18 protein-coding genes are annotated in these 25571 nt (G+C 34.7%); 13 read left to right on the top strand and 5 right to left on the bottom strand.

The window, feature by feature from the left end; genetic code table 11:
• Positions 1-83: 83 nt before the first annotated feature.
• The 4 genes from ABW637_RS04415 (at position 84) to ABW637_RS04400 (ending at position 7274) form a co-directional block, all read left to right on the top strand.
• A complete protein-coding gene (locus tag ABW637_RS04415; protein ID WP_367583422.1) occupies positions 84-2438 on the top strand; it encodes a TonB-dependent receptor in 2355 nt (784 codons plus the stop codon).
• Positions 2439-2652: 214 nt separating this feature from the next.
• Positions 2653-6057 (top strand): isoleucine--tRNA ligase, encoded by a 3405-nt coding sequence (gene ileS, locus ABW637_RS04410; protein WP_367583421.1) that lies wholly within the window; start codon positions 2653-2655, stop codon positions 6055-6057.
• 4 nt (positions 6058-6061) lie between these two features.
• A complete protein-coding gene (locus tag ABW637_RS04405) occupies positions 6062-6445 on the top strand; it encodes a TraR/DksA family transcriptional regulator (RefSeq protein ID WP_367583420.1) in 384 nt (127 codons plus the stop codon).
• 208 nt (positions 6446-6653) lie between these two features.
• The gene (locus ABW637_RS04400; protein ID WP_367583419.1) at positions 6654-7274 is read left to right on the top strand and encodes a lipoprotein signal peptidase; all 621 of its coding nucleotides are present in this window, start codon (positions 6654-6656) and stop codon (positions 7272-7274) included.
• Here the strand turns inward: ABW637_RS04400 and ABW637_RS04395 are convergent.
• The 5 genes from ABW637_RS04395 to ABW637_RS04375 form a co-directional block, all read right to left on the bottom strand.
• Positions 7266-7667, bottom strand: a complete 402-nt coding sequence (locus ABW637_RS04395) for a response regulator (protein ID WP_367583418.1) — start codon at positions 7665-7667, stop codon at positions 7266-7268. The genes ABW637_RS04400 and ABW637_RS04395 overlap by 9 nt on opposite strands.
• A 68-nt stretch (positions 7668-7735) precedes the next feature.
• Positions 7736-8305 carry a 5-formyltetrahydrofolate cyclo-ligase gene (locus ABW637_RS04390; RefSeq protein WP_367583417.1) on the bottom strand — a complete coding sequence of 190 codons (570 nt, stop codon included), beginning with the start codon at positions 8303-8305 and terminating at the stop codon, positions 7736-7738.
• Positions 8298-9278, bottom strand: coding sequence for a succinylglutamate desuccinylase/aspartoacylase family protein (locus ABW637_RS04385; RefSeq protein ID WP_367583416.1), 981 nt, complete (start codon positions 9276-9278; stop codon positions 8298-8300). The genes ABW637_RS04390 and ABW637_RS04385 overlap by 8 nt, the downstream gene beginning before the upstream one ends.
• Positions 9279-9283: 5 nt before the next feature.
• On the bottom strand, positions 9284-10156 hold the full coding sequence (gene rimK / locus ABW637_RS04380) for a 30S ribosomal protein S6--L-glutamate ligase (protein ID WP_367583415.1): 873 nt from the start codon (positions 10154-10156) through the stop codon (positions 9284-9286).
• Positions 10153-10584 (bottom strand): ATP-dependent zinc protease family protein, encoded by a 432-nt coding sequence (locus tag ABW637_RS04375; RefSeq protein WP_367583414.1) that lies wholly within the window; start codon positions 10582-10584, stop codon positions 10153-10155. The genes rimK and ABW637_RS04375 overlap by 4 nt, the downstream gene beginning before the upstream one ends.
• Before the next feature lie 165 nt (positions 10585-10749).
• On the opposite strand from ABW637_RS04375, the gene uvrC reads away from it, so the two are divergent.
• The 9 genes from uvrC (at position 10750) to ABW637_RS04330 (ending at position 25561) form a co-directional block, all read left to right on the top strand.
• A complete protein-coding gene (gene uvrC / locus ABW637_RS04370; RefSeq protein WP_367583413.1) occupies positions 10750-12549 on the top strand; it encodes an excinuclease ABC subunit UvrC in 1800 nt (599 codons plus the stop codon).
• A gap of 8 nt (positions 12550-12557) precedes the next feature.
• The gene (locus tag ABW637_RS04365) at positions 12558-14843 is read left to right on the top strand and encodes a patatin-like phospholipase family protein (protein WP_367583412.1); all 2286 of its coding nucleotides are present in this window, start codon (positions 12558-12560) and stop codon (positions 14841-14843) included.
• A gap of 262 nt (positions 14844-15105) precedes the next feature.
• Positions 15106-16263, top strand: coding sequence for a homogentisate 1,2-dioxygenase (locus ABW637_RS04360; protein ID WP_367583411.1), 1158 nt, complete (start codon positions 15106-15108; stop codon positions 16261-16263).
• Positions 16264-16457: 194 nt separating this feature from the next.
• Positions 16458-17597 (top strand): 4-hydroxyphenylpyruvate dioxygenase, encoded by a 1140-nt coding sequence (gene hppD, locus ABW637_RS04355; protein ID WP_367583410.1) that lies wholly within the window; start codon positions 16458-16460, stop codon positions 17595-17597.
• Positions 17598-17991: 394 nt separating this feature from the next.
• Entirely contained in the window at positions 17992-18771 is a 780-nt protein-coding gene (locus ABW637_RS04350; protein WP_367583409.1) for a DUF3108 domain-containing protein, read from the top strand.
• A complete protein-coding gene (locus ABW637_RS04345) occupies positions 18772-19737 on the top strand; it encodes a tryptophan 2,3-dioxygenase family protein (protein WP_367583408.1) in 966 nt (321 codons plus the stop codon). It begins immediately after the preceding gene.
• A gap of 30 nt (positions 19738-19767) precedes the next feature.
• Entirely contained in the window at positions 19768-21006 is a 1239-nt protein-coding gene (locus ABW637_RS04340; protein WP_367583407.1) for a peptidoglycan DD-metalloendopeptidase family protein, read from the top strand.
• A 2-nt stretch (positions 21007-21008) separates the two neighbouring features.
• On the top strand, positions 21009-22646 hold the full coding sequence (gene pgi, locus ABW637_RS04335) for a glucose-6-phosphate isomerase (protein ID WP_367583406.1): 1638 nt from the start codon (positions 21009-21011) through the stop codon (positions 22644-22646).
• 356 nt (positions 22647-23002) lie between these two features.
• The gene (locus ABW637_RS04330; RefSeq protein ID WP_367583405.1) at positions 23003-25561 is read left to right on the top strand and encodes a TonB-dependent receptor; all 2559 of its coding nucleotides are present in this window, start codon (positions 23003-23005) and stop codon (positions 25559-25561) included.
• Positions 25562-25571: the final 10 nt, after the last annotated feature.

The raw sequence follows: 25571 nt of genomic DNA, 5'->3' as shown, positions 1-25571 counted from the left end.
TTATTATTATATAATACTTTTTTGTTTAATATTTGCACAATTATTTTAAACAAAACGCTTTAAATCATTAAAAACCTATAATTATGAATATCAAAAATACTGTTTTCGTACTTTTCTTGATACTTGTTTCTAATATGTACGCACAAGTCTACGGAGAATTATCCGGAAATGTTACCGACCAAACTGGCCAACCTGTATTAGGTGCTTCTGTTTTTCTTGAAGATGAAGAAAAAGGAGCACAAACTGATTTTGATGGCAACTATCGCATCGAAAACATCACACCTGGATCCTATAATTTAATTGTTAGCTATGTAGGGTTTGAAACACAAACCAAATTCAATGTAATTGTAAAATCAAAAGGAACATTACCTAGTAATTTTGTATTAAAGGAATCTACAGAGGCCCTAGATGAAGTAGTTATTAGTAATGCAAACAAAATAAGTAGACCCAAAGAAACTCCTTTATCTACACAATCCTTATCGGCGGTAGAAATTGCTACGTACCCAGGAAGTAATAATGATGTGGTACAAGTTGCACAAACACTCCCTGGCGTTTCTCCATCTATTGGAGGTTTTCGCAACGATTTGATCATACGTGGTGGTGCACCCAACGAAACTGTTTATTATTTAGACGGAATGGAAGTGCCAAATATTAATCATTTTAGCACTCAAGGAAGTGCAGGTGGTCCCGTAGGACTTATTAACGTATCATTTATTGATAATGTTACCTTATCTACCTCGGCTTTTGGGGCACAGTATGACAATCCTCTTTCGGGAGTATTGCAATTTAGTCAGCGTACAGGGAATAGCAGAGATCTTAGCGGTAATTTTCGCGTAAGTGCAAGTGAAGCCGCTATTACATTAGAGGGGCCTCTTTTTAAAGGTACGAACGAAGAAGCAAAAACTACTTTTTTAGTATCTGCCAGACGTAGTTATCTTCAATTTTTATTTGAAGCGATAGGACTTCCTTTCCGACCAAATTATTGGGATTATCAGTACAAAGTAAACCATAAAATCAATGCCTATAACGAGATAAACTTTATTGGTTTAGGATCTATCGATGATTTCTCTGTAGAAGCACCTGAAGACTTTGATGCAGAGCAGCAAGCCCAATTAGAACAAGCTCCTTTCATAAATCAGCGCACTAATGCCATTGGTTTATCTTGGAAAAATCGTTTTAAAGACGGATCAGGATTTATGGAAACAACAATAAGCAATAATATATTGATTAATGAATTTACAAGATATGAAGACCCAGAAAATGAAGCAGGAGTAATTTTTAGCAATGATGCTACCGAATCTGAAACTAAATTGCGATACCAATTAACAAAATTCTTTGGTGATTGGAAACTGACTACGGGTTTTAATACACAATACTCTGATTATAGCAATGAAACTGTAAATCTTACAGATAACAACATATTTAATACTGAAATTGATTTTTTTAAGTACGGAGTGTTCGCCAATATGACTAATTCATTTTTTAATGATAAACTAGACTTATCTTTCGGTTTTAGAGTGGATGATGATAGCTTTACAGAAGATAACAATATCCTATCTACATTTTCTCCCAGATTATCTTTATCCTATGAATTTAAAGAAAATTGGAGGTTAAATGGATCTATAGGAAGATACTATAAATTACCACCCTATACGATTTTAGGATTTAGAAACAACAGCAATGTCCTTGTCAATCAGGATGCAGATTATACCATAAGTGATCATTACGTCTTAGGGCTACAGCATTATTTTGGTCCTTCATCAAGTATTTCTTTAGAAGGTTTTTACAAGCAATATGATGATTATCCGGTTTCTGTCTTAGATGGTGTATCTCTTGCAAATAAAGGTGGTGGTTTTGAAGTATTAGGAAGTGAAGATGTCGCCACAGTAGGTCAAGGTAGAAGCTATGGTGCAGAACTTCAATTTCAACAAAAGCTTTCTAATAATTTCTATGGGATCTTTGCCTATACTTGGTTTTATAGTGAGTTTACAGGCTTTGACCGTGATAATTATTTGCCTTCTGTATGGGATAGTCGTCATCTCATCTCATTCACAGGCGGATATAAATTAAAGAAAAACTGGGAAATAAGTGCGCGATACCGTTTTGCAGGAAACACACCTTTTGTACCTACTGATCTAGACGCTACTCTTGCAAATTATCCAGAAATTATTTTAGATTATGACCGTTTAGGTGAAGAAAAGTTAGATATATTTAGTCAACTTGATTTGCGTATTGACAAAAAATGGAACTTTGAAAAGTTATCGTTAAATGTATTTGTAGAAGCTCAAAATATCTTAGGACAAGCAACCCCCGAGCCCACTCAATATGGACTTAACAGGAGCACAAACGGGCAGGTTATAGAACCCAGAAGTCTAACTGCAATCGAAACAGAAACAGGGCAAATTATACCAAGTATCGGAATTGTAATAGATTTTTAGGAGGGTAAGTACTATATAGTTTCATTATATCTGCTGTCTAGCAGAATGTATCTGGTCGATTTTGGATGCATTTTCAATACTTTTTTGCGAAAAAATCAAAGACTTTGTTAAAAATCCCGATTCAACAAACATTTATTTTATATCACGCTTCAATTTGGTCTCTCTTTTTCAATAAAATCCTTATTTTCGCAGACCTAATAGAAAGAATGATCAAATGAGCACGAAGTTTCCTGAATATAAAGGACTTGACTTACCCAAAGTAGCCGATGAAATCTTAGGTTTCTGGCAAGAAAATAACATTTTTGAAAAAAGTGTTAGTGACCGTGACGGAGCAGAACCTTATGTGTTTTTTGAAGGACCTCCTTCAGCAAATGGATTACCTGGTATTCACCATGTAATGGCTCGTGCTATTAAAGATATTTTTTGCCGATACAAAACTCAAAAAGGGTTTCAGGTAAAACGTAAAGCCGGATGGGATACCCATGGGCTTCCTGTAGAACTTGGTGTAGAGAAAGAGCTAGGAATTACCAAAGAAGATATCGGGAAAAAAATTACTGTAGAAGAATATAACGAAGCCTGTAAAAAGGCTGTAATGCGTTATACAGATATCTGGAATGATCTTACCCAAAAAATAGGATACTGGGTAGATATGGAGGATCCATACATTACGTACAAGTCCAAATATATGGAGAGTGTATGGTGGTTACTTTCAGAAATCTACAAAAAAGGATTACTGTATAAAGGGTATACCATCCAGCCGTATTCTCCTAAAGCGGGTACGGGCTTAAGTTCTCATGAGCTTAATCAACCAGGAACGTATCAGGATGTTACAGATACCACAGTTGTGGCACAATTTAAAGCTAAACAAGATACCTTACCTTCATTTCTAAAAGAGGTAGCAGGAGAAATTTATTTCTTAGCCTGGACAACAACACCATGGACCTTACCCTCGAATACAGCATTAACTGTTGGATCCAAAATTGATTATGTTGTTGTTAAAACATTTAACCAATATACTTTTGAGCCAATTAATGTAATTCTTGCTAAAAATTTGGTTGGAAAACAATTCGCAGGAAAGTTTACTCAAGTTGAAACGGAAGCAGAATTAGATACTTTCAAAGAAGGAGACAAAAAAGTACCATATTTCATCTTAAAGGAATGTAAAGGAGCTGATTTAGTAGAGATTCGTTATGAGCAGTTAATGAATTTTGCTCAACCCTATCATCATCCCGAAAATGCATTTAGAATTATCACAGGGGATTTTGTAACTACCGAAGATGGTACCGGTATTGTACATACGGCCCCAACTTTTGGTGCAGATGATGCCATGGTTGCAAAACAAGCTACACCAGAAGTTCCGGCACTATTAGTAAAAGACGACAATGATAACCTGGTTCCATTAGTTGATCTTCAAGGAAGATTTACAAAGCATATGGGTGAATTTGCAGGGAAATATGTTAAGAATGAGTACTACGATGATGGTGCAGCTCCCGAAAAATCTGTAGATGTAGAAATTGCTATACAACTCAAAATAGAAAATAAAGCTTTTAAGGTTGAAAAATATGTGCACAGTTATCCAAACTGTTGGCGAACTGATAAGCCCGTACTTTATTACCCGCTTGATTCCTGGTTTATAAAAGTGACCGATTTTAAAGATCGCATGCACGAACTTAATCTGGGTATTAACTGGAAACCAAAAGCTACCGGTGAAGGACGCTTCGGGAATTGGCTAGCAAATGCTAACGATTGGAATTTATCCCGATCTCGTTTTTGGGGTATTCCACTACCGATCTGGAGAACCGAAGACGGTAAAGAAGAATTGATTATTGGTTCTGTAAAAGAACTAAAATCAGAGATGACTAAGGCAGTTGAAGCTGGAGTACTCGAAGCCGATATTTTTGCCGATTTTGAGATTGGTAATATGACCGAGGAAAACTATGATAAGATTGATCTTCATAAAAATGTGGTTGATAAAATTACGCTAGTCTCTTCATCAGGAAAACCAATGAAACGAGAAAGTGATCTTATCGATGTATGGTTTGACTCTGGGTCTATGCCGTATGCGCAATGGCATTATCCTTTCGAGAATAAAGAAAAGGTAGAGTCTGGAGCTGGTAAAGCAGATTTTATTGCAGAGGGTGTAGATCAAACACGTGGTTGGTTCTATACGTTGCATGCTATAGCTACCATGATTTTTGATGATGTAGCCTATAAAAATGTAGTTTCTAACGGGCTTGTGTTAGATAAAAACGGGCTAAAAATGTCTAAAAGGCTTGGTAATGCCGTAGATCCATTCGAGACCCTAAAAGCATATGGCCCAGATGCAACAAGGTGGTATATGATCAGTAATGCCAATCCGTGGGATAACTTAAAATTTGATTCTGACGGAATTGCCGAAGTGCGACGTAAGTTTTTTGGTACGTTATACAACACATATTCGTTCTTTACTTTATATTCTAATATCGATAATTTCACCTATTCTGAAGCCGATATCCCACTGGCAAAACGCCCAGAGATAGATCGTTGGATTCTGAGTGAGCTGCATACATTGATAAAAAATGTAGACGAATATTATAATGATTATGAACCTACCAAAGCAACCCGGGCTATTTCAGATTTTGTACAAGAAAATCTAAGTAACTGGTTCGTACGTTTAAGTAGAAGAAGATTCTGGAAAGGTGATTATCAAGAGGATAAAATATCTGCATATCAGACCTTATATACCTGTATGCTTACCGTTGCTAAATTAGGAGCTCCTGTAGCACCATTCTTTATGGATCGACTATATAAAGACTTGATAGCAGGAACAGAAAAAGAGATTTTTGAAAGTGTTCATCTGGCACATTTCCCAGAGTATAACGAAGCCTTTGTAGATAAAGCTTTAGAACACAAGATGCAAAAAGCACAAACCATCTCTTCGTTAGTACTGTCTTTACGTCAAAAAGAGAAGATTAAAGTTCGTCAACCATTGCAGCGCATTATGATCCCAGTGCTTAATGATGCAGATAAAAACGAAATAAATGATATTGCAGAGCTTGTAAAAAGTGAAGTAAATGTTAAAGAAATAGAGCTTATTGACGATGCTTCGGGCATATTAGTGAAACAGATTAAGCCTAATTTTAAAGCATTAGGACCTCGTTTCGGGAAAGATATGAAATTGATTGCCAATAAGATACAAGAGTTTGACCAGGAAACTATAAAAATTCTTGAACAAACAGGTCGTTTTGATTTAGAAATTAATAATAAAATTATTACATTAGAAACCGGAGATGTAGAGATCAGCTCTCAAGATATAGAGGGTTGGTTAGTTGCTAATTCAGGTTCATTAACAGTAGCATTAGATGTTACAATAACTCCAGAGCTAAAAAAAGAGGGAATAGCCAGAGAACTTGTAAATCGAATTCAGAATATTCGTAAGGATAGTGGATTTGAAGTGACAGATAAAATACAGATTGTTTTTCAGAAAAATGAAACTGTTCAAGAAGCGGTTGCAACTAACGAAACATACATCAAAAACGAAACCTTAACCGAGACAATTGAATTTGCAAAGGACATAATAAACGGCACAGAAATTGCGTTTGATGACATTGCAACCCAATTGATAATAAAAAAACATTAAGAATATGGCAGAAGATGTAAAAGTAAGGTATAGCGATGCTGATTTGGAAAAATTCAGAGAGATTATCGTTGATAAAATGGAAAAAGCGCAAAAAGATTTGGAATTACTTCAGAGTTCGTATAAGAACGATGGAAATAACGGTACAGATGATACTTCTCCAACCTTTAAAGCCTTTGAAGAAGGAAGTGAAACCATGTCTAAAGAAGCAAACACGCAATTAGCTATTCGACAGGAGAAATTTGTACGTGATTTAAAGAATGCATTACTGCGCATTGAAAACAAAACGTATGGTATTTGTCGTGTAACAGGTAAACTAATTAACCCAGAACGTTTAAAATTGGTTCCCCATGCAACACTAAGCATAGAAGCTAAAAACATGCAGAGCTAAAAAGTAAAGTAAACAATCGTCTATAAATTATACTAGACCTTACAGATGTTAACATCTGTAAGGTCTTTTTTTATATTTCTTTAAAGACTCTAAATACCATCCCCCCTATATAAAATTCTATAAGCAAGTCACATAAGTGTTTATAAAACAAAATAAAATACTATTTTTGTCCGTCGTTGCTTTTATTACCTATGCAAACCAATAATTTATGTCCTTAAAAAAATCCATTATAGTTATAATTTTAGTCTTATTGATTGATCAAATCACTAAAATTTATATCAAAACTCATTTCACATTACATGAAGAAGCTCCTGTTTTTAGTTGGTTTAGAATTGTATTTGTAGAAAACAAAGGAATGGCATGGGGTTTTGAGCTTCCTGGGAGCTATGGGAAATTAGTACTTACGCTGTTTAGATTGGTAGCTATAACAGGAATTGGTTATTGGCTTTATGATTCGGTTCGTAAAAACAGTCCAATGATACTTACCTTTTGCATTGCATTAATCTTTGCAGGTGCATTTGGAAACATTATTGATTCGATATTATATGGAGTTCTTTTTGACGCCAGTACTAATATCAATGTAGCAAGTTTTTTACCTGATAATGGAGGATACGAAAGCTTATTCTATGGTAAGGTGGTCGATATGATTCAATTTACGTTTTATGATGATATTTTACCAGAATGGATACCCTTTTTTGGAGGAAAACATTTTTCTTTCTTTGACCCTGTGTTTAATATTGCCGACTCTGCAATTAGTGTAGGTGTATTTTTACTTATCATTTTTAACAAGAAAGCATTTCCTAAAAAGGAATTGACAGATTTAGCTTAGTACTCGTACAAAATCATTTAACTTAATTGGTTTCGCAAGATAATCCGATACTACATCGATCGATTTTGCCCGTTCAATATCTTTTGAATTAATAGAAGAACTTACCACATAGAGATCTATAGTATCACGTACTTCATTCCTGATTTTTGAAAATTCACTTAGAAATTCCCACCCGTCCATTATAGGCATATTAATATCGAGAAAAATTACCTGGGGGACCTCTACTTGTGTATCATTGTGTATAGATTCCTGAAAAAAATCTAAAGCTTCTTTGCCATTATTGAAGACTAATATGGATTCTGATAATCTTTTTAGTTCAATAATTTTGCTAACTAAATTGATGTAGATGTTATCATCATCAATAATACAAACACTCTCTATATTTTGGGGCATTTTTTAGGGGTAAAGAATTATAAGTACCTAATATAGGATAAACTATTCTTGAATGCAAGAAATGTTAATTAATTCTTAAAATGATACGTTTCTAGTGGCGTGACACAAAGGTCGAGACGTATATCTGTGGGTAAAACTTCTTCGATCTTCTCTTCTCCAGAGAAAAGAGAAAGTCCAACTTTTATGGTTTCTGAACTACATTTGCTTAGGAATTTGTCATAAAATCCTTTTCCGTAACCCACACGATGCCCATGCAAATCAAATGCCAAAAGAGGTACAAAGACCACCTCGATTTTATCTTCGGGAATAGGTATTCCTTCTGTTGGCTCAGGAATTCCCCATGCATTTATTTCTAATTTTGTGGTATCGGTAAGCAAAATATGCTCTAAAGAATTCTCTTTGAAATCACTCTTTGGCACAATGACATTCTTATCTTTTCCTTGTAGTATGTGTAGAATAAACTCGGTGTTGATCTCTTTTTGTTTTTGTATTGGTAAAAAAATATGGTAATATGATTTTTCCCAAATCGGTAATTGAAGCGATTGATTCGCAATATCCATACTTAAATTATCGATTTCAATTTCACTTAAATCAGATCTGAGGTTCTTATATTTTTCTCGAAGTTCTTTCTTATTCATTTACCAGTTCTTTAGTAATCCTAAAAATAGCATCACCTTTATACACTATTGGAGACTCATTTACATTAATAATATACCCCTCGTTATTCGCTTTAACCACATGCCTCATCTTACCATAAGGATCTGTTATTGTAGCTAAGATTTCACCTTTTTTTACATGCTTCCCAACAGGAATTTTAATGTGTAATAGTCCACTAAATCGAGCACGCATCCACATACTTTTTTTAATAACAATACTATTACTATCCGGAATCGGTGTTACAAAATCAGAGTGTAGCATATTCAAATAATTAAGGATACGCATCGTGCCCTGCACTCCCTCTACTGCAATTTCTTTACTACTATTTTGCGATTTTCCTCCTTCGAACAACAAGATGTCGATTTCTTTCTTTGCACAAGCTGCACGATAGGAACCATCTAGATTTTTAGACAAAAGCATAAAAGGTGCATTAAAAATCTTGGCTAACCCCACAAGTCTTTCGTTCTTAGGATCAACTCTTATATGAGGAGCATTAAACCTACTCGCTCCACCAGTATGAAAATCTAAACAAAAATCAGCTACAGGAAGAATTTCATTTATAAATTGATGGGCAAAACGGCTCGCCAGGGAACCATTTTTAGTCCCGGGAAAAACCCTGTTCAAATCTCTACCATCCGGAAAAAAGCGATCCATACTCAAAAAACCAAACACATTTAGAACAGGAATACAAATAATACTGCCTTTTTCAGGTTTATTTATGTTTTTGGCAATGATTTGTCGTACTACCTCGACTCCATTGATTTCATCTCCATGAATACCTGCGGTAATAAGTACGGTGGGTCCGGGAATTTTGGATCTTTCTATAATTATTGGTATTTCTACCTTTGTTGAAGTATATAACTTTGCAATATTAAAATTAATCGTTGTACTTGTCCCTGGTAAAACTTCTTTACCTAGAATATTAAGGATATTATCTTCGTTGATTTTTGTCATATGTATTACAAACTCCGTTCTATATAACGTATGATGGTTTTAGCGATATCTTTTCCAGTAGCACTTTCTATTCCTTCTAATCCTGGAGAAGAATTCACTTCCAAAATAAGAGGCCCTCTATCACTTTGTAATAAATCCACTCCAGCGACTCCCATTTTTAAAGCTTTAGCAGCCAGTATAGCTGCCTGTTCTTCATGCCTACTAAGGCGGATCACTTTGGCCGTGCCTCCTCTATGCAAGTTAGATCTAAACTCTCCTTCTTTTCCTTGTCTTTTCATAGCTCCCACTACTTCACCATCTACAACCAAAGCCCTTATATCCGACCCTTTAGCTTCACGAATAAACTCTTGTACAATTACCCTGGCTTGTAATCCGTTAAAAGCTTCTAATACAGATTCTGCGGCGGTTTTGGTCTCTGCCAATACTACACCTAATCCTTGAGTTCCTTCTAGAAGTTTAATAATTAATGGAGCTCCCCCGACATGCGATATCACCTCAGAGACATCTTTAGAGTAATTCGTAAAAACCGTTTTTGGAAGCCCTAACCCTGCCTTAGACAGTATTTGTAAACTTCTTAACTTATCCCTGGATTGTATGAGTGCTTGCGACTTAAGTGTTGTAAATACATTCATCATTTCAAATTGCCTTACAACAGCGGTTCCATAAAAGGTTGTTGAGGCACCAATCCTGGGAATCACAGCATCTACATGATCTAGTTTTTTACCACGGTAGTATATCTCTGGTTTTTGTCTTTCGATTACAATATCACAATTCAATGGATCAATTACCTGTACATTATGTTTGCGTTTTACAGCGGCTTGAACCAACGCATTAGTAGAATACAAACTCGCACTTCGCGACAATATTTTTATATTCATTCTGGCTTTTGATTATACGACTGGTTTTCTGATTGAGGGTCGACTAAAAATTTTCCACTTAAAAATTTACGCCCAAGTAATACGGGAAAACGCATATCATCGCGAGGAGATAATGTAAGGGTTATTGGATACGTTTGATCAAATAATATAATTTGAGTTTTTATGGCATATCTTACTTCTACTTTTCCTGAATTACTTTTTACAGCAGAAATATCATAATTCTTGAATGTAAACTTTTTACCATTGTATTCTGGATGGGTAGCATCCAGAAAACTACACTGCAAGGTTTGATCCGTTTCTCTAATATCAACACAATGGATTGATGACGCATAAACTCCTGTATCCATCTTGGTGTCGATATCCTTTAATTCTAAAACAGGAAAATCTGCTTTATCAGTTCTGCCAATTATTTTCTTTTCTTTTTCCAAAAAATATATTGATATTCGAACTACTAAAGTAAGAAAAATCATAATGCCTTGTATGTTATACCCTCTTTTTAACCAAACAACAGCATAACATTAAGATTTAACAAAATTTAAACCTCCTATATATATACCCAAATTAAGGTAAACCCTTAACTTTACCTTTGGAATATGGAACAAGCCTCTTTAGACATACAAATTAAAACATTGCCAACAAGCCCCGGAGTTTATCAGTACTATGACAAAGATGATAAATTACTATATATAGGTAAGGCCAAAAATCTAAAGAAAAGAGTCGCTTCTTATTTTACCAAAAGTCACGACAACTATAAGACTAAGGTTTTGGTAAAAAAAATCTGTGCAGTACGACATATTGTTGTTGAAACTGAAACCGATGCTTTATTATTAGAAAATAATCTTATTAAAAAGCATCAACCCAGATTTAACGTAATGCTAAAGGATGATAAAACGTATCCCTGGATTTGCATCAAAAAAGAGCGTTTTCCTAGAGTTTTTCCTACTCGAAACTTAATTAAAGATGGATCAGAATATTATGGCCCTTATACAAATTTCAAGACGGTACATACTCTATTAGATTTAATCAAGGGGTTATATCAACTTAGAACGTGCACTTATGATTTGTCTCAAGAAAAAATAAACAATGGCAAATATAAGGTCTGTCTCGAATACCATTTAGGTAATTGCAAAGGCCCTTGTGAAGGATTGCAAGAAGAAAATGAATACAACGAAAACCTAGAAGCCATTCGGCAAATTGTAAAGGGTAATTTTAAAGATTCTTTGAATCGTTTTAGAAAACAAATGTCTGATCATGCAGAAAAAATGGAGTTTGAAGATGCACAGCGTATTAAAGAAAAAATTGAAATTCTAGAAAATTATCAGGCTAAATCCACCGTTGTTAACCCCAAAATAAGCAACGTCGATGTATTTTCAATCATATCCGATGAATCGTATGGCTACGTCAATTTTTTACAACTATCCTATGGCGCTATTATAAGATCTCATACTACAGAAATTAAAAAGAAATTAGAAGAATCTGATAAAGAGCTTCTTGAGCTGGCTATTATTGACCTACGTCAGCGTTTCGGATCTAAATCAAAGGAAATATTCGTTCCTTTTAAAGTAAATGTAGGCGAAGGACTAAAGATTACAATTCCGCAACTAGGTGATAAAAAGAAAATCGTAGACTTATCCCTGAGAAATGCAAAATATTATAGACAAGAACGCTTCAAACAGATCAAGATTATTGATCCTGATCGACATGTAAAACGTTTGATGGCGCAAATGAAAAAAGATCTTCGATTACCAGAAGAACCCAGACATATTGAGTGTTTTGATAACTCTAATATCCAGGGAACTAATCCCGTAGCAGCATGTGTAGTTTTTAAAAATGCGAAACCCAGCAAGAAAGAATATAGAAAATTTAATATAAAAACAGTTGAAGGTGCAAATGACTTTGCTTCTATGGAAGAGGTAGTCTATAGAAGATATAAACGTTTATTGGATGAAGAACAACCGCTACCCCAACTTATTATTGTTGATGGTGGAAAAGGGCAACTCTCATCAGGATTAAAAGCCTTGGATGATCTTAAATTAAGAGGCAAGATTACAATTATCGGTATTGCAAAAAGGTTAGAAGAAATTTATTATCCTGGAGACTCTATACCATTATATTTGGATAAAAAATCCGAAACCTTAAAAGTAGTACAACATCTGCGAAATGAAGCTCATAGATTTGGGATTACTTTTCATAGGCAAAAAAGAAGTAAATCGGCATTGGATACAGAGCTTGACTCTATCCCAGGAATTGGTGAAAAAACCGTAATAGAGTTATTAAAAAATTTCAGATCTGTAAGAAGAATTCGTGAAGCATCAAAAGAGGAGTTAGCTCAAGTAGTGGGCGATTCGCGCGCAACCAAAGTATTTAATTATTATCTTTCTAAAAAAGATTAATTGTAGCTATGAATTACATCATAAAGACTTTTTTGATCAAGGTATTACTTATGATTATATTCTTTGCGCCACAACTACTATCATCACAAGAAAAAGAACATACAGAAACACATGACGATCCGCCGGCTACAGAAGATGTTAAAGTAGGGCTAGTATTAAGTGGCGGTGGCGCAAAAGGATTAGCACATATCGGTGCTTTAAAAGTAATAGAAGAAGCGGGTATACGAATTGATTATATTGGCGGAACAAGTATGGGAGCAATTATAGGAGCGTTGTATGCTTCGGGGTATAGAGCCCAAGAACTTGATTCTATTTTTAGATCTGTAGATTTTGATACATTTATACAAGATCAGATACCAAGGGATGCCAAAACTTTTTATGAACGTGATGATTCTGAAAAATATGCGGTAAGCCTACCTTTTGATAAGTTTAAAATTGGACTACCCAAAGGATTATCAAAAGGGCAAAATTTTTATAATCAATTTTCGAGATATACTGATCATGTAAATCACATTCATGATTTTGACAAACTGCCCATACCATTCTTCTGTATGTCTACAAATATTGAAACGGGCAAACAAGTCCTGTTGGACAAAGGGTATCTTCCTGAAGCTGTTTCTGCTAGTGGAGCACTACCCTCGATATTTAGCCCTGTAGAGCTAAATGGAGTTTTGATGACAGATGGCGGGGTTTCTAATAATTTTCCGGTAAAAGAAATTAAAGATAAAGGTGCCGAAATTGTAATCGGAATCGATGTGCAGGATAGCCTAATGTCTGGAGATCAATTAAATTCTGTAGATAATATTCTCCTACAGATTAGCAACTTTAGAACATATAATGCGATGAAGGATAAGATTCCTGAAACCGATATCCATATCAAACCTCAAATAATGGAGTTTTCGGTAATGTCATTTGATCAGGCTGATAAAATTATTGCTAGTGGAGAAAAAGCAGCTTCAGTAAATTACGAAAAACTAAAAAAAGTGGCTAGCCGTCAAAAACCATCAAAACCAAAATCTATACTCGTCAAAAATGCCGAAACTCTATTCATCAATAGTTTAGTTATTACTGGTAATAATAGATATACCAGGGCGTATATCAGAGGTAAATTAAAGCTTAAAGTTCCAAGAGTCACCACCTATGAAAAATTAAATGAGGGTATTAATAACCTATCTGCAACAGGAAATTTTGATAGGGTAAGTCATCGATTAGTAGATAAAAAAGAAGGAGGAAAAGAGTTACTACTTAATGTAAAAGAAAGTGACAACAAAATGTTATTGCGTTTTGCATTACATTATGACAATTTGTATCAAACCGCTGCTTTGGTAAATGTTACAAGAAAAAGTTTGTTCTTTAATAATGATGTTCTTTCGGCAGAGGCAGCTCTTGGAGATAATATTCGCTATAATGTGGATTATTATATAGATAAGGGTTTTTATTGGAGTACTGGATTAAAATATAGCTACACCAACTTTACAAAAGCTATCGATTTTGATTTTATTGGACAATTTGGAGAAATCCCAGACCTTGATATTAATACCATTGATGTCGATTATACCGACTTAAACGCCCAAGTATATGCAGAAACACTCTTAAGTCAAACCTTTTCTGTTGGATTAGGAGCCGAATATAAAAGACTTAGAATTATCTCTGAGACTTTTGGACAAGATGAAAATGCGGTTCCCGGTACTGTTTTTGATGATAGTGATTATTGGAGTGCCTATGGATATTTTAAATTGGACACCTATGATAATAAATATTTCCCCAAGAAGGGGTTATTATTCGAGGGAGATATTCATTCTTATCTTTTTTCGTCTAATTTTACAGAAACATTTAATGAATTTTCTATCGCCAAAGCCCAATTAGGCTATGCAATGCCACTATCACATAAACTATCGTTAAATCTTAGTGCACAAGCAGGAACCAAAATCGGAAACGCTTCTCTTAATTCTCTGGATTTTCTTCTTGGGGGGTTTGGAGCCAGAACTATTAATAATTTTATCCCATTTTATGGATATGATTTTTTAGGAATTACCGGAAGAAGCTTTGCAAAAGCATTAGTGACTTTTGATTATGAGATATTTAAAAAAAATCACATTAATGCATCAGCAAATTTTGCGAATGTGGGTAATAAGTTATTTAGTACCGGAAGATGGTTCGAAAGCCCCGAGTTTTCGGGATATGCAATTGGATATGGTCTGGAGACTTTTGCCGGCCCTGTACAGGTTAAATATTCATTCTCACCCGAGTTAGATCAAGGTATCTGGTACTTTAGTGTTGGTTTTTGGTTTTAAATTTCTTTATGTAAGCCGAATATAAAACGACAAAGATTCTTGTTTTTTAAACTCCTGAATCAATGTTCTTTATTCTTTTTCTCTCCCAACTTTTCTCTTTTTTAATAGAAATATTTCCGATATTTGTAGTATTATGAGCTTGTTTTGGCACGATTTATTATTACTATTACATTACCTTATCAAACGTAATCCCGAATAAGGCAGATTATCTTTCATAATAGTTTTGAAGAAATAATCATTTATTATCAAATTTTACAACATCATGCCTTTTTATCACACTCTGGGGAAAATACCACCTAAACGCCATACCATCTTTAAAAAACCAGATGGCAGTCTTTACTATGAACAATTATTTGGCACTATTGGCTTTGATGGTATGTCTACTAACATGTATCATTGCCAAAGGCCTACACAGGTAAAAGAAATCAAAGGAAACTACAATGTAGCTCCAAAAATTGCAATAGAAAATAACATTAAGTCCTATCGCTTTCATGGTTTTAAAGTTGCTCCCGAAAAAGACTACTTAGAAAGTAGAAAAAATGTACTTACCAATAGTGATGTAAGTATTATTTTATCTTCTCCACAAGAATCAACATCCGATTATTTTTATAAAAACACCGATGCCGATGAATTAATTTTTGTTCATCGTGGTAGCGGAAAATTTAGAAGCCATTTAGGAAATCTGGATTTTAAATACGGTGATTATATCTTAATCCCAAGAGGAACCATCTACAAGCTTGATTTTGATACTAAAGATAATCGTTTATTTATTGTAGAATCAAGAAGACCAATATATACACCCAAAAGATATCGTAATTGGTTTGGGCAACTCTTAGAGCATTCTCCATTTTGTGAACGCGATCTTAGAGCCCCATATGAACTAGAAACCAATGATGAAAAAGGAGATTTCTTGATTAAGGTGAAAAAGCAAGGCGAAATATTCGATATGATCTATGCCACTCATCCATTTGATGTGGTAGGTTACGATGGATTTAATTTTCCATATGCATTTTCGATACATGATTTTGAACCTATAACCGGAAGAGTACACCAACCCCCTCCAGTACATCAAACTTTTGAGACCGATGCTTTTGTGGTTTGTTCATTTGTACCCAGATTGTATGACTATCATCCCGAGGCTATTCCGGCACCTTATAATCATAGCAATATTGATAGCGACGAAGTGCTGTACTATGTTGATGGGGATTTTATGAGTAGAAATGATATTGATGCAGGTCATATTTCATTGCATCCCGCAGGAATACCCCACGGGCCGCATCCTGGAGCGACAGAAAGAAGTATTGGTAAAACCAAAACCGATGAACTCGCTGTTATGGTGGATACTTTTAAACCTCTTATGGTTACCGAAGAAGCTATGAAAATAGCCGATGACGATTATCATAAATCTTGGTTAGAATAGTCAATTGCAAAATGTGCGAACGAGAAGATTAGAAATTAATTTATAGATAATGCTTAATTACAGAAAAGATATTACCGCACATCTAAGAGCTATGTGGTAACGCCGATACGTAATGATCATTCTTTTAGCAATACACTAAAAGCAGTTTTTATTTTCTCATTTTCTAATTAATACATTAACTAATTTAAAAAAATATGTCAGCCAATATAACACCTCAGGATTTAGAAAAAGTAGTTCCACAAGCAGAAGATTTTTTACCTCTGTTAGGAACCGATTATGTAGAACTCTATGTAGGCAATGCCAAACAAGCAGCGTATTATTATCAAACCGCATGGGGATTTCAACCTATTGCTTATGCAGGGTTAGAAACAGGCCGTAAGGATAGTGTTTCTTATGTACTTCAACAAGATAAAATCAGACTAGTACTTACCTCTCCTCTTCAACCCGACGGTGACATTAATAAACATATCAATGCTCACGGAGATGGTGTAAAAGTAGTTGCATTATGGGTGGATGATGCCACCAAAAGTTACGAAGAAACCATAAAACGTGGTGCAGAATCATATATGAAACCAAAAACCGAAGAAGATAAAGACGGAAGTGTCGTATTTTCTGGAATCCACACTTATGGAGAAACGGTCCACATTTTTGTTGAACGAAAAAATTATAACGGAGTATTCTTACCAGGTTATATGCCTTGGAATAAACCCTACAAAACAGAAGATACAGGTTTAAAGTTTATAGACCATATGGTAGGGAATGTAGGGTGGAATGAAATGAACAAATGGTGTGAGTTTTACGCCAAAGTTATGGGGTTTGCACAATTAGTATCTTTTGACGATAAAGACATTTCGACAGAATATACAGCTTTGATGAGTAAGGTAATGAGTAATGGTAATGGTCGTATTAAATTTCCTATAAACGAGCCGGCCGAAGGAAGAAAAAAATCCCAGATTGAAGAATATATTGATTTCTATAATGGTGCCGGAGTACAACATATGGCATTATCAACAGATAATATAATCGAAACCGTTTCTCAACTTCAAAATCGAGGAGTAGATTTTCTTACCGTTCCTGCTAGTTATTATGAGACCGTTTTGGACCGCGTTGGAGAAATTGATGAAGATCTTGCTCCGCTTAAAGAATTAGGAATCTTAATTGATCGTGATGACGAAGGGTATCTTCTTCAGATTTTTACTAAACCCGTTCTGGATCGCCCAACCATGTTTTTTGAAATCATACAACGTAAAGGAGCACAATCCTTCGGAAAAGGTAATTTTAAAGCATTATTTGAAGCTATCGAACGAGAACAAGAACAGCGAGGAACCCTTTAAAAAGAAAATAATTTCGACTTTTAAAGATTCTGAACCAGAATGTTAATATCTTATATAAATTGAAATATTATGATTATTTACACAAGTTTTTGTTAAAATTCATAATAAAAAAACGTTTTCGGTTGATAATTATTCAAAAAAAGTTGATATTTGCCCGTATAAGCGGAGTGGTTACTGCTTATATCTAAAACAATAATTATTCTCATAATTTAAGTTTTTAGTTGGTTAATAAAAGTAAAAAAGAGAGCTGTGGTGGCTCTCTTTTTTGTTTATATTTTAATATTTTGATAACACTTTCATTTTTATCTCTTTACATTAAATAGTACTTTTGGAATAGAAATTGTAATTATATAGAAAATTATATGTTTATCTATTATAAGCAAAGCCCTAAATTATGAGAAAGTTTATTTCAATATTGCTTTTATCAATCATATCGATTACTGTTTCTGCTCAAGAAAATCACAAAGCATTTGATGCTGGAGAGTGGTTTAGATTTAGAATACACTACGGCATGTTTACAGCAAGCTATGCAACATTAGAAGTTAAAGACGATACCATAAATGATATCCCTGTTCATCATGTAATTGGAACAGGAAAATCCTCTGGGATTTTAAGTTTGTTTTTTAAGGTTGAAGATTACTATGAAACCTATATAGATAAAAATGAAGTAAGGCCTTATCGATTTATTCGTAAAATAAATGAAGGAGGTCATACCAAAGACATAGAAATTAACTTTGATCATCAAAAAAGTGAAGCTTTAGTCTTCAATAAAAAATACAATACAAAAAATAAATTTCAAATCAAGCCTGGTGTACAAGACATGATGTCTTCTTTCTACTACCTGCGTAATAGCATTGAAACATCTTCATTAAAGAAAGGAGATGAACAATTTGTAAATATGTTTTTTGACAATGAAAATTATCCTTTTAAGTTAAAATTTCTAGGTCGAGAGGTTATTAGAACTAAAATGGGTAAAATTGCATGTTTAAAATTTAGGCCATATGTGATGGCAGATAGAATCTTTAAAGAAGAAGAAAGTATGACGGTTTGGGTTAGTGATGACGACAACCGTATGCCAGTACGAATAAAAGCCGATATATTAGTAGGCTCTATTAAAGCAGATTTAGATGCATTTAAGGGCCTTAAGCATCCTTTTAAAATTCTAGTAGATTAAATGAACCAACCTATTAAACCTGAAATTGCTGAAAAAATACAGCAATTAGAAAGAAAATTCAAAAATTCGGGCCAAGATCTAGGATCATACTTAGATGGTCTACTTCATGATAAATATCTCACGTATTGGGATTATATTCACTTAGATACCTTACTTAGTTTACAAATACCAAGAACTCATTTTCCTGATGAAGAGATTTTTATAACCTATCATCAGATCACAGAGTTGTATTTTAAACTCATCATACATGAGCTAAAGCAAATTATTGATGATAAACTACAAACAGCCAAATTTTTTACTGCAAAACTAGATCGTGTTAATCGTTATTTTAGGGTGTTGATTAATTCTTTTGATGTCATGATCAAAGGAATGGATAGAGACCAATTCTTAAAATACAGGATGTCTCTTCTTCCTGCAAGTGGATTTCAATCCGTGCAATTTCGGCTTATAGAAATTTATGCTACTCCTTTGGCACACCTTGTTAATCCTAAAGAAAAGGGGCAGTTTTCTGAACAGGATTCCCTTGAAGAAGTATTTGAGCATTTATATTGGAAATCTGGTGCTACCGATCGAGAAACCGGAGAAAAAACACTTACCCTCAAACAATTCGAGTATCGCTATACACCAAGGATGATGCGTATTGCGAATCAAGTCAAGAATAGTACAATTTTCCATAAATATCTTGAGTTACCAGAAAAAGAGCAAAATAATGTGCACCTTATCGAAGCATTACGTACTTTTGACACCAATGTGAATATTAATTGGTTATTAATGCATATGGGTGCTGCCTATAGGTATCTCAATAAAGAAAAGGGTGAAGTTTTAGCCACTGGAGGTACGAATTGGAAAAAATTTCTACCCCCTAGTTTTCAAAGGATTATGTTTTTTCCTAATCTTTGGAGTGAAGAAGAAAAAGAAAACTGGGGTCAGCAATGGGTTACTCATCAATTTAATGCCAGAAAATAAAATAGTCGTCAGTTGAAGCAAATAAGTTACATGCTACTTATAGCAGTAGTAGCATTTTCATGTCAAAAGGAAAAAAAAGAAGCAAAGGTAATTATTCCCGAAAATATTAAGGAAGAAAAAGCACCTCCTGTAGTTAAAGAATTTGGGTACATTCTCGATCATTTTAATGTAGTCAAAGACACCATAAAACCAGGAGACAGTTTTGGCGCCATTATGGATACTCATGGGATAAGCAGATCTCGAGTCTTTGAGATCACTACTAAAATTAAAGACACCTTTAATGTTGCCAGGATTATGGCAGGTAAGCCATACATGCTTCTTAAATCCAAAGATACTACAGAAAAAGCGCAGGTATTCGTATATCAAAATAACAAGATAGACTATACCGTAATTGATTTTAGAGATAGTATTATTGCGCAAAAAAGAAAAAAACCAGTAAAATTAGTTGAAAAAACTGCTTCTGGAATCATCAATAGCAGTTTAATGCAAACATTTGATGATTTAGATCTTAATTTTCTGGTCGCCTACAACATGGCAGATATTTACGCCTGGACTATAGATTTTACAAGACTTCAGGCAGGAGATCGATTTAAAGTAGTCTATACCGAAAAGTTTATCGATGACACTATTCCGGCAGGAATTGATCAGATTAAAGCAACCTATTTTGAGCATGTAGGCAAACCTATTTATGCATTTAGATTTGTTGATGATTCTATACATGGGTCTATAGACTATTTTGATGAAGAAGCCAATAACTTGCGTAGAGCATTTCTTACGGCTCCTGTCAAATTCAGTAGGATTTCTTCGAGATATAATCTTAGACGTAGAATCAAATATTATGGCAACAAAATAAGACCGCATAGAGGAACCGACTTCGCTGCACCCATAGGCACTCCTATTTTAGCTACTGCAGATGGTATTGTAACAAAATCAGAACGTAGAGGAGGTAATGGTAAATATGTAAAAATACGACATAATGCGACCTATGACACCCAATACCTGCACATGAGCAGACAGGCTGTAAAAGTAGGGCAGTTTGTAAAACAAGGAGATGTCATTGGCTACATCGGTATGACCGGTAATACCGCGGGCCCCCATGTGTGCTATAGATTCTGGAAAAACGGAAGAGAAGTTGATCCATTTAAACAAGATCTTCCAGCCTCAAAACCTCTGTCGGATAGTCTTAGACCCAAGTTTTATAAATATATAGAACCTATAAAAACCGAATTAGACAGTATCCCATTTAAACCACAAGAAACTATTTTATAACCATGACATTACCAGCTATTAACCCCACCACCACAAAAGCCTGGGAAGCATTAAAATCCCACTTTGAGAATATTAAAGACGTACATCTCAAAGACCTATTTACAAAACATACCAATAGAGCAAATACACTGTCCATTTCATGGAACGATTTTTATGTGGATTATTCTAAAAATAGAATAGATGAAACCACTAAGAAATTGTTAGTTGATCTTGCTAAAGAAGTAAAACTAGACGAAGCTATACAACAGTATTTTGGTGGAAGCATAATTAATGAAACCGAAGAGCGAGCTGTATTACACTCTGCCCTTAGGGCTCCATCAAACCATACCGTTACTGTAGATGGTAAAAATGTAATTCCTGAAGTTACTGCTGTAAAAGAAAAAATAAAAAGGTTTAGCGACCAGATTATCTCTGGTAGCCTAACAGGACATACCGGTAAAGCGTTTACCGATATTGTAAATATAGGTATTGGTGGATCAGACCTTGGTCCAGCAATGATTACTGAATCCTTAGAATTCTATAAAAATCATCTTAATGTGCATTTTATCTCTAACGTAGATGGAGATCACGTACATCAAAACTTAAAAGGTTTAGACCCAGAAACTACATTGTTTGTTGTAGTTTCTAAAACATTTTCTACCCAAGAAACACTATCTAATGCTACCACAGCCAGAAATTGGTTTGTACAGCATGCCCCAAAAGAAGCTGTAAGTAAACATTTTGTGGCGGTATCGAGTAACATCCCTAATGTCACCAATTTTGGTATTGCCGAAGATAACATATTCCCACTATGGGATTGGGTCGGTGGTCGTTTCTCGTTATGGAGTGCCGTAGGATTGTCTATTAGCCTTTCTGTAGGGTATGAAAACTTCGAAACCTTACTAGAAGGAGCACACGAAATGGATGAGCATTTCAAAAACACTGCTTTTGAAGAAAACATACCCGTCATTTTAGGAATGCTAAGCATATGGTATAACAATTTCTTTAATGCCGAAAGCGAAGCTATTATACCCTACTCTCAGTATCTACATAGATTACCTGCGTATTTGCAACAGGGAATTATGGAAAGTAATGGAAAAAGCGTAGATCGTAATGGCGATCCTGTAGACTATCAAACCGGTACTATTATATGGGGAGAACCTGGTACGAATGCACAACATGCTTTCTTTCAGTTAATTCATCAGGGAACCAAACTGATTCCGGCAGAATTTATTGGTTTTAAACATTCTTTATTCGAAGATCAAGATCATCAGGATAAGTTAATGGCTAATTTCTTTGCGCAAACAGAAGCATTAATGAACGGAAAGACAGAAGCTGAAGTTCTTGATGAACTAAAATCAAAAAACCTTTCAGAAGAAAAATTAAAGCAACTTACTCCTTTTAAAATCTTTGATGGTAACAAACCCACAACAACGCTTCTTATTGATAAACTTACCCCTAAGAGTTTGGGAGCATTAGTATCAATGTATGAACAGCGTATTTTTGTACAAGGTATAGTTTGGAATATCTTTAGTTATGATCAATGGGGAGTAGAATTAGGCAAACAATTGGCCACAAAAATTTTATCAGAAATTAATACGACTCAAGTGTCTGATCACGATTCTTCGACTCAAGCACTTTTAAAACGATATTTAAATTAATCCAAATTACATAAAACTTCCCTCGATTTTCTATAATCGAGGGAAACATTTGTAGTATTAATCAGAGGTTTGATCCTGCAATCTTGAAATCAATTCTCCCACCTTTATAGTACATATTGTTAATCTTTTGACTACTTTTTTTTCTTCTTGTTACGCTGTTTGAAGTATTCAAAAAATCTTCAATTTTTTTATCAACAACGTCAAAACCTTCTAATTAACTCAATATTAACATATTAAAGGGTTAATAGGTATTTTCCTCATAATTTTTTGTTAAAACTCTTAACGTTAATTTAATGTTAGATCCTTTAAAGTGTCGTTCTTTTGCACGGATTTTTAATTAACTCAATTAGCTTAGAATGAAAAACATCAAACTTTTGTTTGTTGCTATACTTTTGATCTTGGTAGGGAAAACCCATGGTCAAGAGGCGGCAACGAACTCAATTAAGGGAAAAGTAGTTGATAATCAAGGTGTACCTTTACCGGGAGCCAATGTTATCGAAAAAGGAACATCAAACGGGTCTTTAACAGATTTTGATGGGATGTTCGAAGTAGCAACAACAAGTGATAATGGAATACTTGTCATTTCTTATGTTGGTTTTGGAAATAAGGAAATAACATACTCTGCTTCGACGAAAGATTTAGGAACTATTATGTTAGGTTCTGGTTCTGTAGGATTAGAAGAAGTTATGATCGTAGCTTCTGTAGCAGTAGACAGAAAAACACCTGTAGCTGTTTCTACAATTAAAGCAGATGATATTGAATTGAAATTAGGAACACAAGAATTTCCTGAGGTTCTAAAATCTACACCGGGTGTATATGCTACCAAAGCGGGTGGTGGATTTGGAGATGCCGAAACAAGAATAAGAGGTTTTGATTCGCAGAATGTTGCTGTAATGATAAACGGTATTCCTGTAAATGATATGGAAAACGGAAGAGTGTTCTGGAGTAACTGGGCAGGACTATCTGATGTTACAAGTTCTATGCAGGTACAAAGAGGTCTTGGAGCTTCAAAAGTAGCAGTGCCGTCTATTGGAGGTACTATCAACGTTATTACTAAAACAACTGACGTTGAAAAAGGTGGAAACGTAAGAATGTCTATCGCTAATGACGGATATCAAAAATATGGTTTCAAATTATCAACCGGATTAATGGATAATGGATTTGCAGCTACAGTATTAGCATCACGAACTTTTGGTAATGGGTATGTAGATGGGACTGAATTTAATTCTGTTTCATATTTTGCAAACATTTCTAAAGAAATTAACGACAGACATACTTTGGCTTTTACTGTTTTTGGTGCTAAACAAAGACATGGACAAAGACAATCAAGAAGTGCTATCCAGGATTATAGAGATAGTGAAAGCGGTAGAAAGTATAACCCGGATTGGGGATACAAGAATGGAGAAGTTACACATATCGAGGATAACTTTTATCATAAACCACAAATGTCATTGAACCACTATTGGGATATTTCTGACAAAACCTCATTATCTAATGTAGCCTACTTTTCTACTGGTACCGGTGGTGGTGGTGGAACTGCTGGTGACGACAGAGATAAACTAACCGGTAATTTTAATGGTGTTAGTTATAGAAGAGGAAGCTTTGGCCCAGTAGATATAGACAGAATTGTTGATGAAAATATTGCCAATGGCGCTAATGGATCTTCGGCTATATTAAGAGCATCAAGAAATGACCATACATGGTACGGATTGTTATCTACCTTAAAAACAGACCTAACAGAGAGTTTAACATTATTAGGTGGTGTAGATTTAAGACACTATAGAGGAAGACACTTTCAGGAAGTTACAGATCTATTAGGAGGACAATTTTTCTTAAGTGATGATGATGTAAACAATCCAAACAATGCGGCCCAAGTAGGTGATAAAATTAATTTCAACAACGATGGTATCGTAGATTGGGCTGGATTATTTACTCAATTAGAATATTCTAAAGATAACTTATCTGCTTTCTTATCTCTAGCAGGATCAAATACTTCGTACAAGAGAGTAGACTTTTTTAATAAATTAGACAGTGACCCAACACAAGAAACAGATCGTGTTGATTTTACGGGGTACAGTGTAAAAGGAGGAGTTAATTATAATTTTGATAGTTATCAAAATGTTTTTGCTAACATAGGATACTTCGAGCGTGCTCCTGATTTCAGATCTGTATGGCCAACATTTGACAATGATGAAGTTAATGATGATGCAGAAAATCAAAAGATTTTTAGTGCAGAACTAGGATATGGTGTTAGAACCGAAAAATTCTCTGCAAACATTAATGTATATAGAACCGAGTGGAATGATAGAACAGAGGTAGTTAGGTTCCAACAGCCTGATGGCTCACAAGCTTTTGCAAACTTATTAGGAGTAAATGCATTGCACCAAGGTGTAGAATTTGATTTTAAATACAAACCATTTGATTTTCTAACCTTTACAGGAATGGTTTCTGTTGGAGATTGGAAATGGCAAGAAAACATTACTGATGTTGATATTATCAACGAAGATCAGGATGTTGTATCGACCGTAGATATTTTTATCGAAAAAATTCCTGTTGCTGATGCTGCACAAACCACATCTGCTCTGGGCGTTCAATACAAATTCTTATCTAAAACAACACTTACTTTAGATTATAACTACTACGACAGATTATATGCAGATTTCGATCCTAGTGATAGAAATGAGGCAGATGCATTAGACCCATGGGAACTTCCAAGTTATAGCCTATTTGATGCTGCGTTAAGACACAGCTTTAAAATTGGTTCGCTTGATGCTACTATTACCGGAAGAGTAAATAATGTATTCGATACCGAATATATTTCTGATGCTCAGGATAGCGATGGTACAGCAGCAGGAGCTAGTGTTTGGTTTGGTTATGGTAGAACCTTTAGTGTTGGGACTAAGATCAATTTTTAAGAACAGTAAA

Source organism: Aquimarina penaris, from assembly GCF_040786285.1.
Taxonomy (GTDB): domain Bacteria; phylum Bacteroidota; class Bacteroidia; order Flavobacteriales; family Flavobacteriaceae; genus Aquimarina.
This window is presented reverse-complemented; position numbering and strand designations above follow the sequence as displayed.

What these genes read in the sequence shown, in the direction of transcription:
- ABW637_RS04330 (WP_367583405.1), top strand. Translation starts at nt 23,003, where the DNA reads ATGAAAAACATCAAACTTTTGTTTGTTGCTATACTTTTGATCTTGGTA.
- ileS (WP_367583421.1), top strand. Translation starts at nt 2,653, where the DNA reads ATGAGCACGAAGTTTCCTGAATATAAAGGACTTGACTTACCCAAAGTA.
- ABW637_RS04385 (WP_367583416.1), bottom strand. Translation starts at nt 9,278, where the DNA reads ATGACAAAAATCAACGAAGATAATATCCTTAATATTCTAGGTAAAGAA.
- pgi (WP_367583406.1), top strand. Translation starts at nt 21,009, where the DNA reads ATGACATTACCAGCTATTAACCCCACCACCACAAAAGCCTGGGAAGCA.
- ABW637_RS04350 (WP_367583409.1), top strand. Translation starts at nt 17,992, where the DNA reads ATGAGAAAGTTTATTTCAATATTGCTTTTATCAATCATATCGATTACT.
- uvrC (WP_367583413.1), top strand. Translation starts at nt 10,750, where the DNA reads ATGGAACAAGCCTCTTTAGACATACAAATTAAAACATTGCCAACAAGC.
- ABW637_RS04395 (WP_367583418.1), bottom strand. Translation starts at nt 7,667, where the DNA reads ATGCCCCAAAATATAGAGAGTGTTTGTATTATTGATGATGATAACATC.
- ABW637_RS04365 (WP_367583412.1), top strand. Translation starts at nt 12,558, where the DNA reads ATGAATTACATCATAAAGACTTTTTTGATCAAGGTATTACTTATGATT.
- ABW637_RS04415 (WP_367583422.1), top strand. Translation starts at nt 84, where the DNA reads ATGAATATCAAAAATACTGTTTTCGTACTTTTCTTGATACTTGTTTCT.
- ABW637_RS04345 (WP_367583408.1), top strand. Translation starts at nt 18,772, where the DNA reads ATGAACCAACCTATTAAACCTGAAATTGCTGAAAAAATACAGCAATTA.
- ABW637_RS04360 (WP_367583411.1), top strand. Translation starts at nt 15,106, where the DNA reads ATGCCTTTTTATCACACTCTGGGGAAAATACCACCTAAACGCCATACC.
- ABW637_RS04390 (WP_367583417.1), bottom strand. Translation starts at nt 8,305, where the DNA reads ATGAATAAGAAAGAACTTCGAGAAAAATATAAGAACCTCAGATCTGAT.
- ABW637_RS04340 (WP_367583407.1), top strand. Translation starts at nt 19,768, where the DNA reads ATGCTACTTATAGCAGTAGTAGCATTTTCATGTCAAAAGGAAAAAAAA.
- ABW637_RS04400 (WP_367583419.1), top strand. Translation starts at nt 6,654, where the DNA reads ATGTCCTTAAAAAAATCCATTATAGTTATAATTTTAGTCTTATTGATT.
- rimK (WP_367583415.1), bottom strand. Translation starts at nt 10,156, where the DNA reads ATGAATATAAAAATATTGTCGCGAAGTGCGAGTTTGTATTCTACTAAT.
- ABW637_RS04405 (WP_367583420.1), top strand. Translation starts at nt 6,062, where the DNA reads ATGGCAGAAGATGTAAAAGTAAGGTATAGCGATGCTGATTTGGAAAAA.
- hppD (WP_367583410.1), top strand. Translation starts at nt 16,458, where the DNA reads ATGTCAGCCAATATAACACCTCAGGATTTAGAAAAAGTAGTTCCACAA.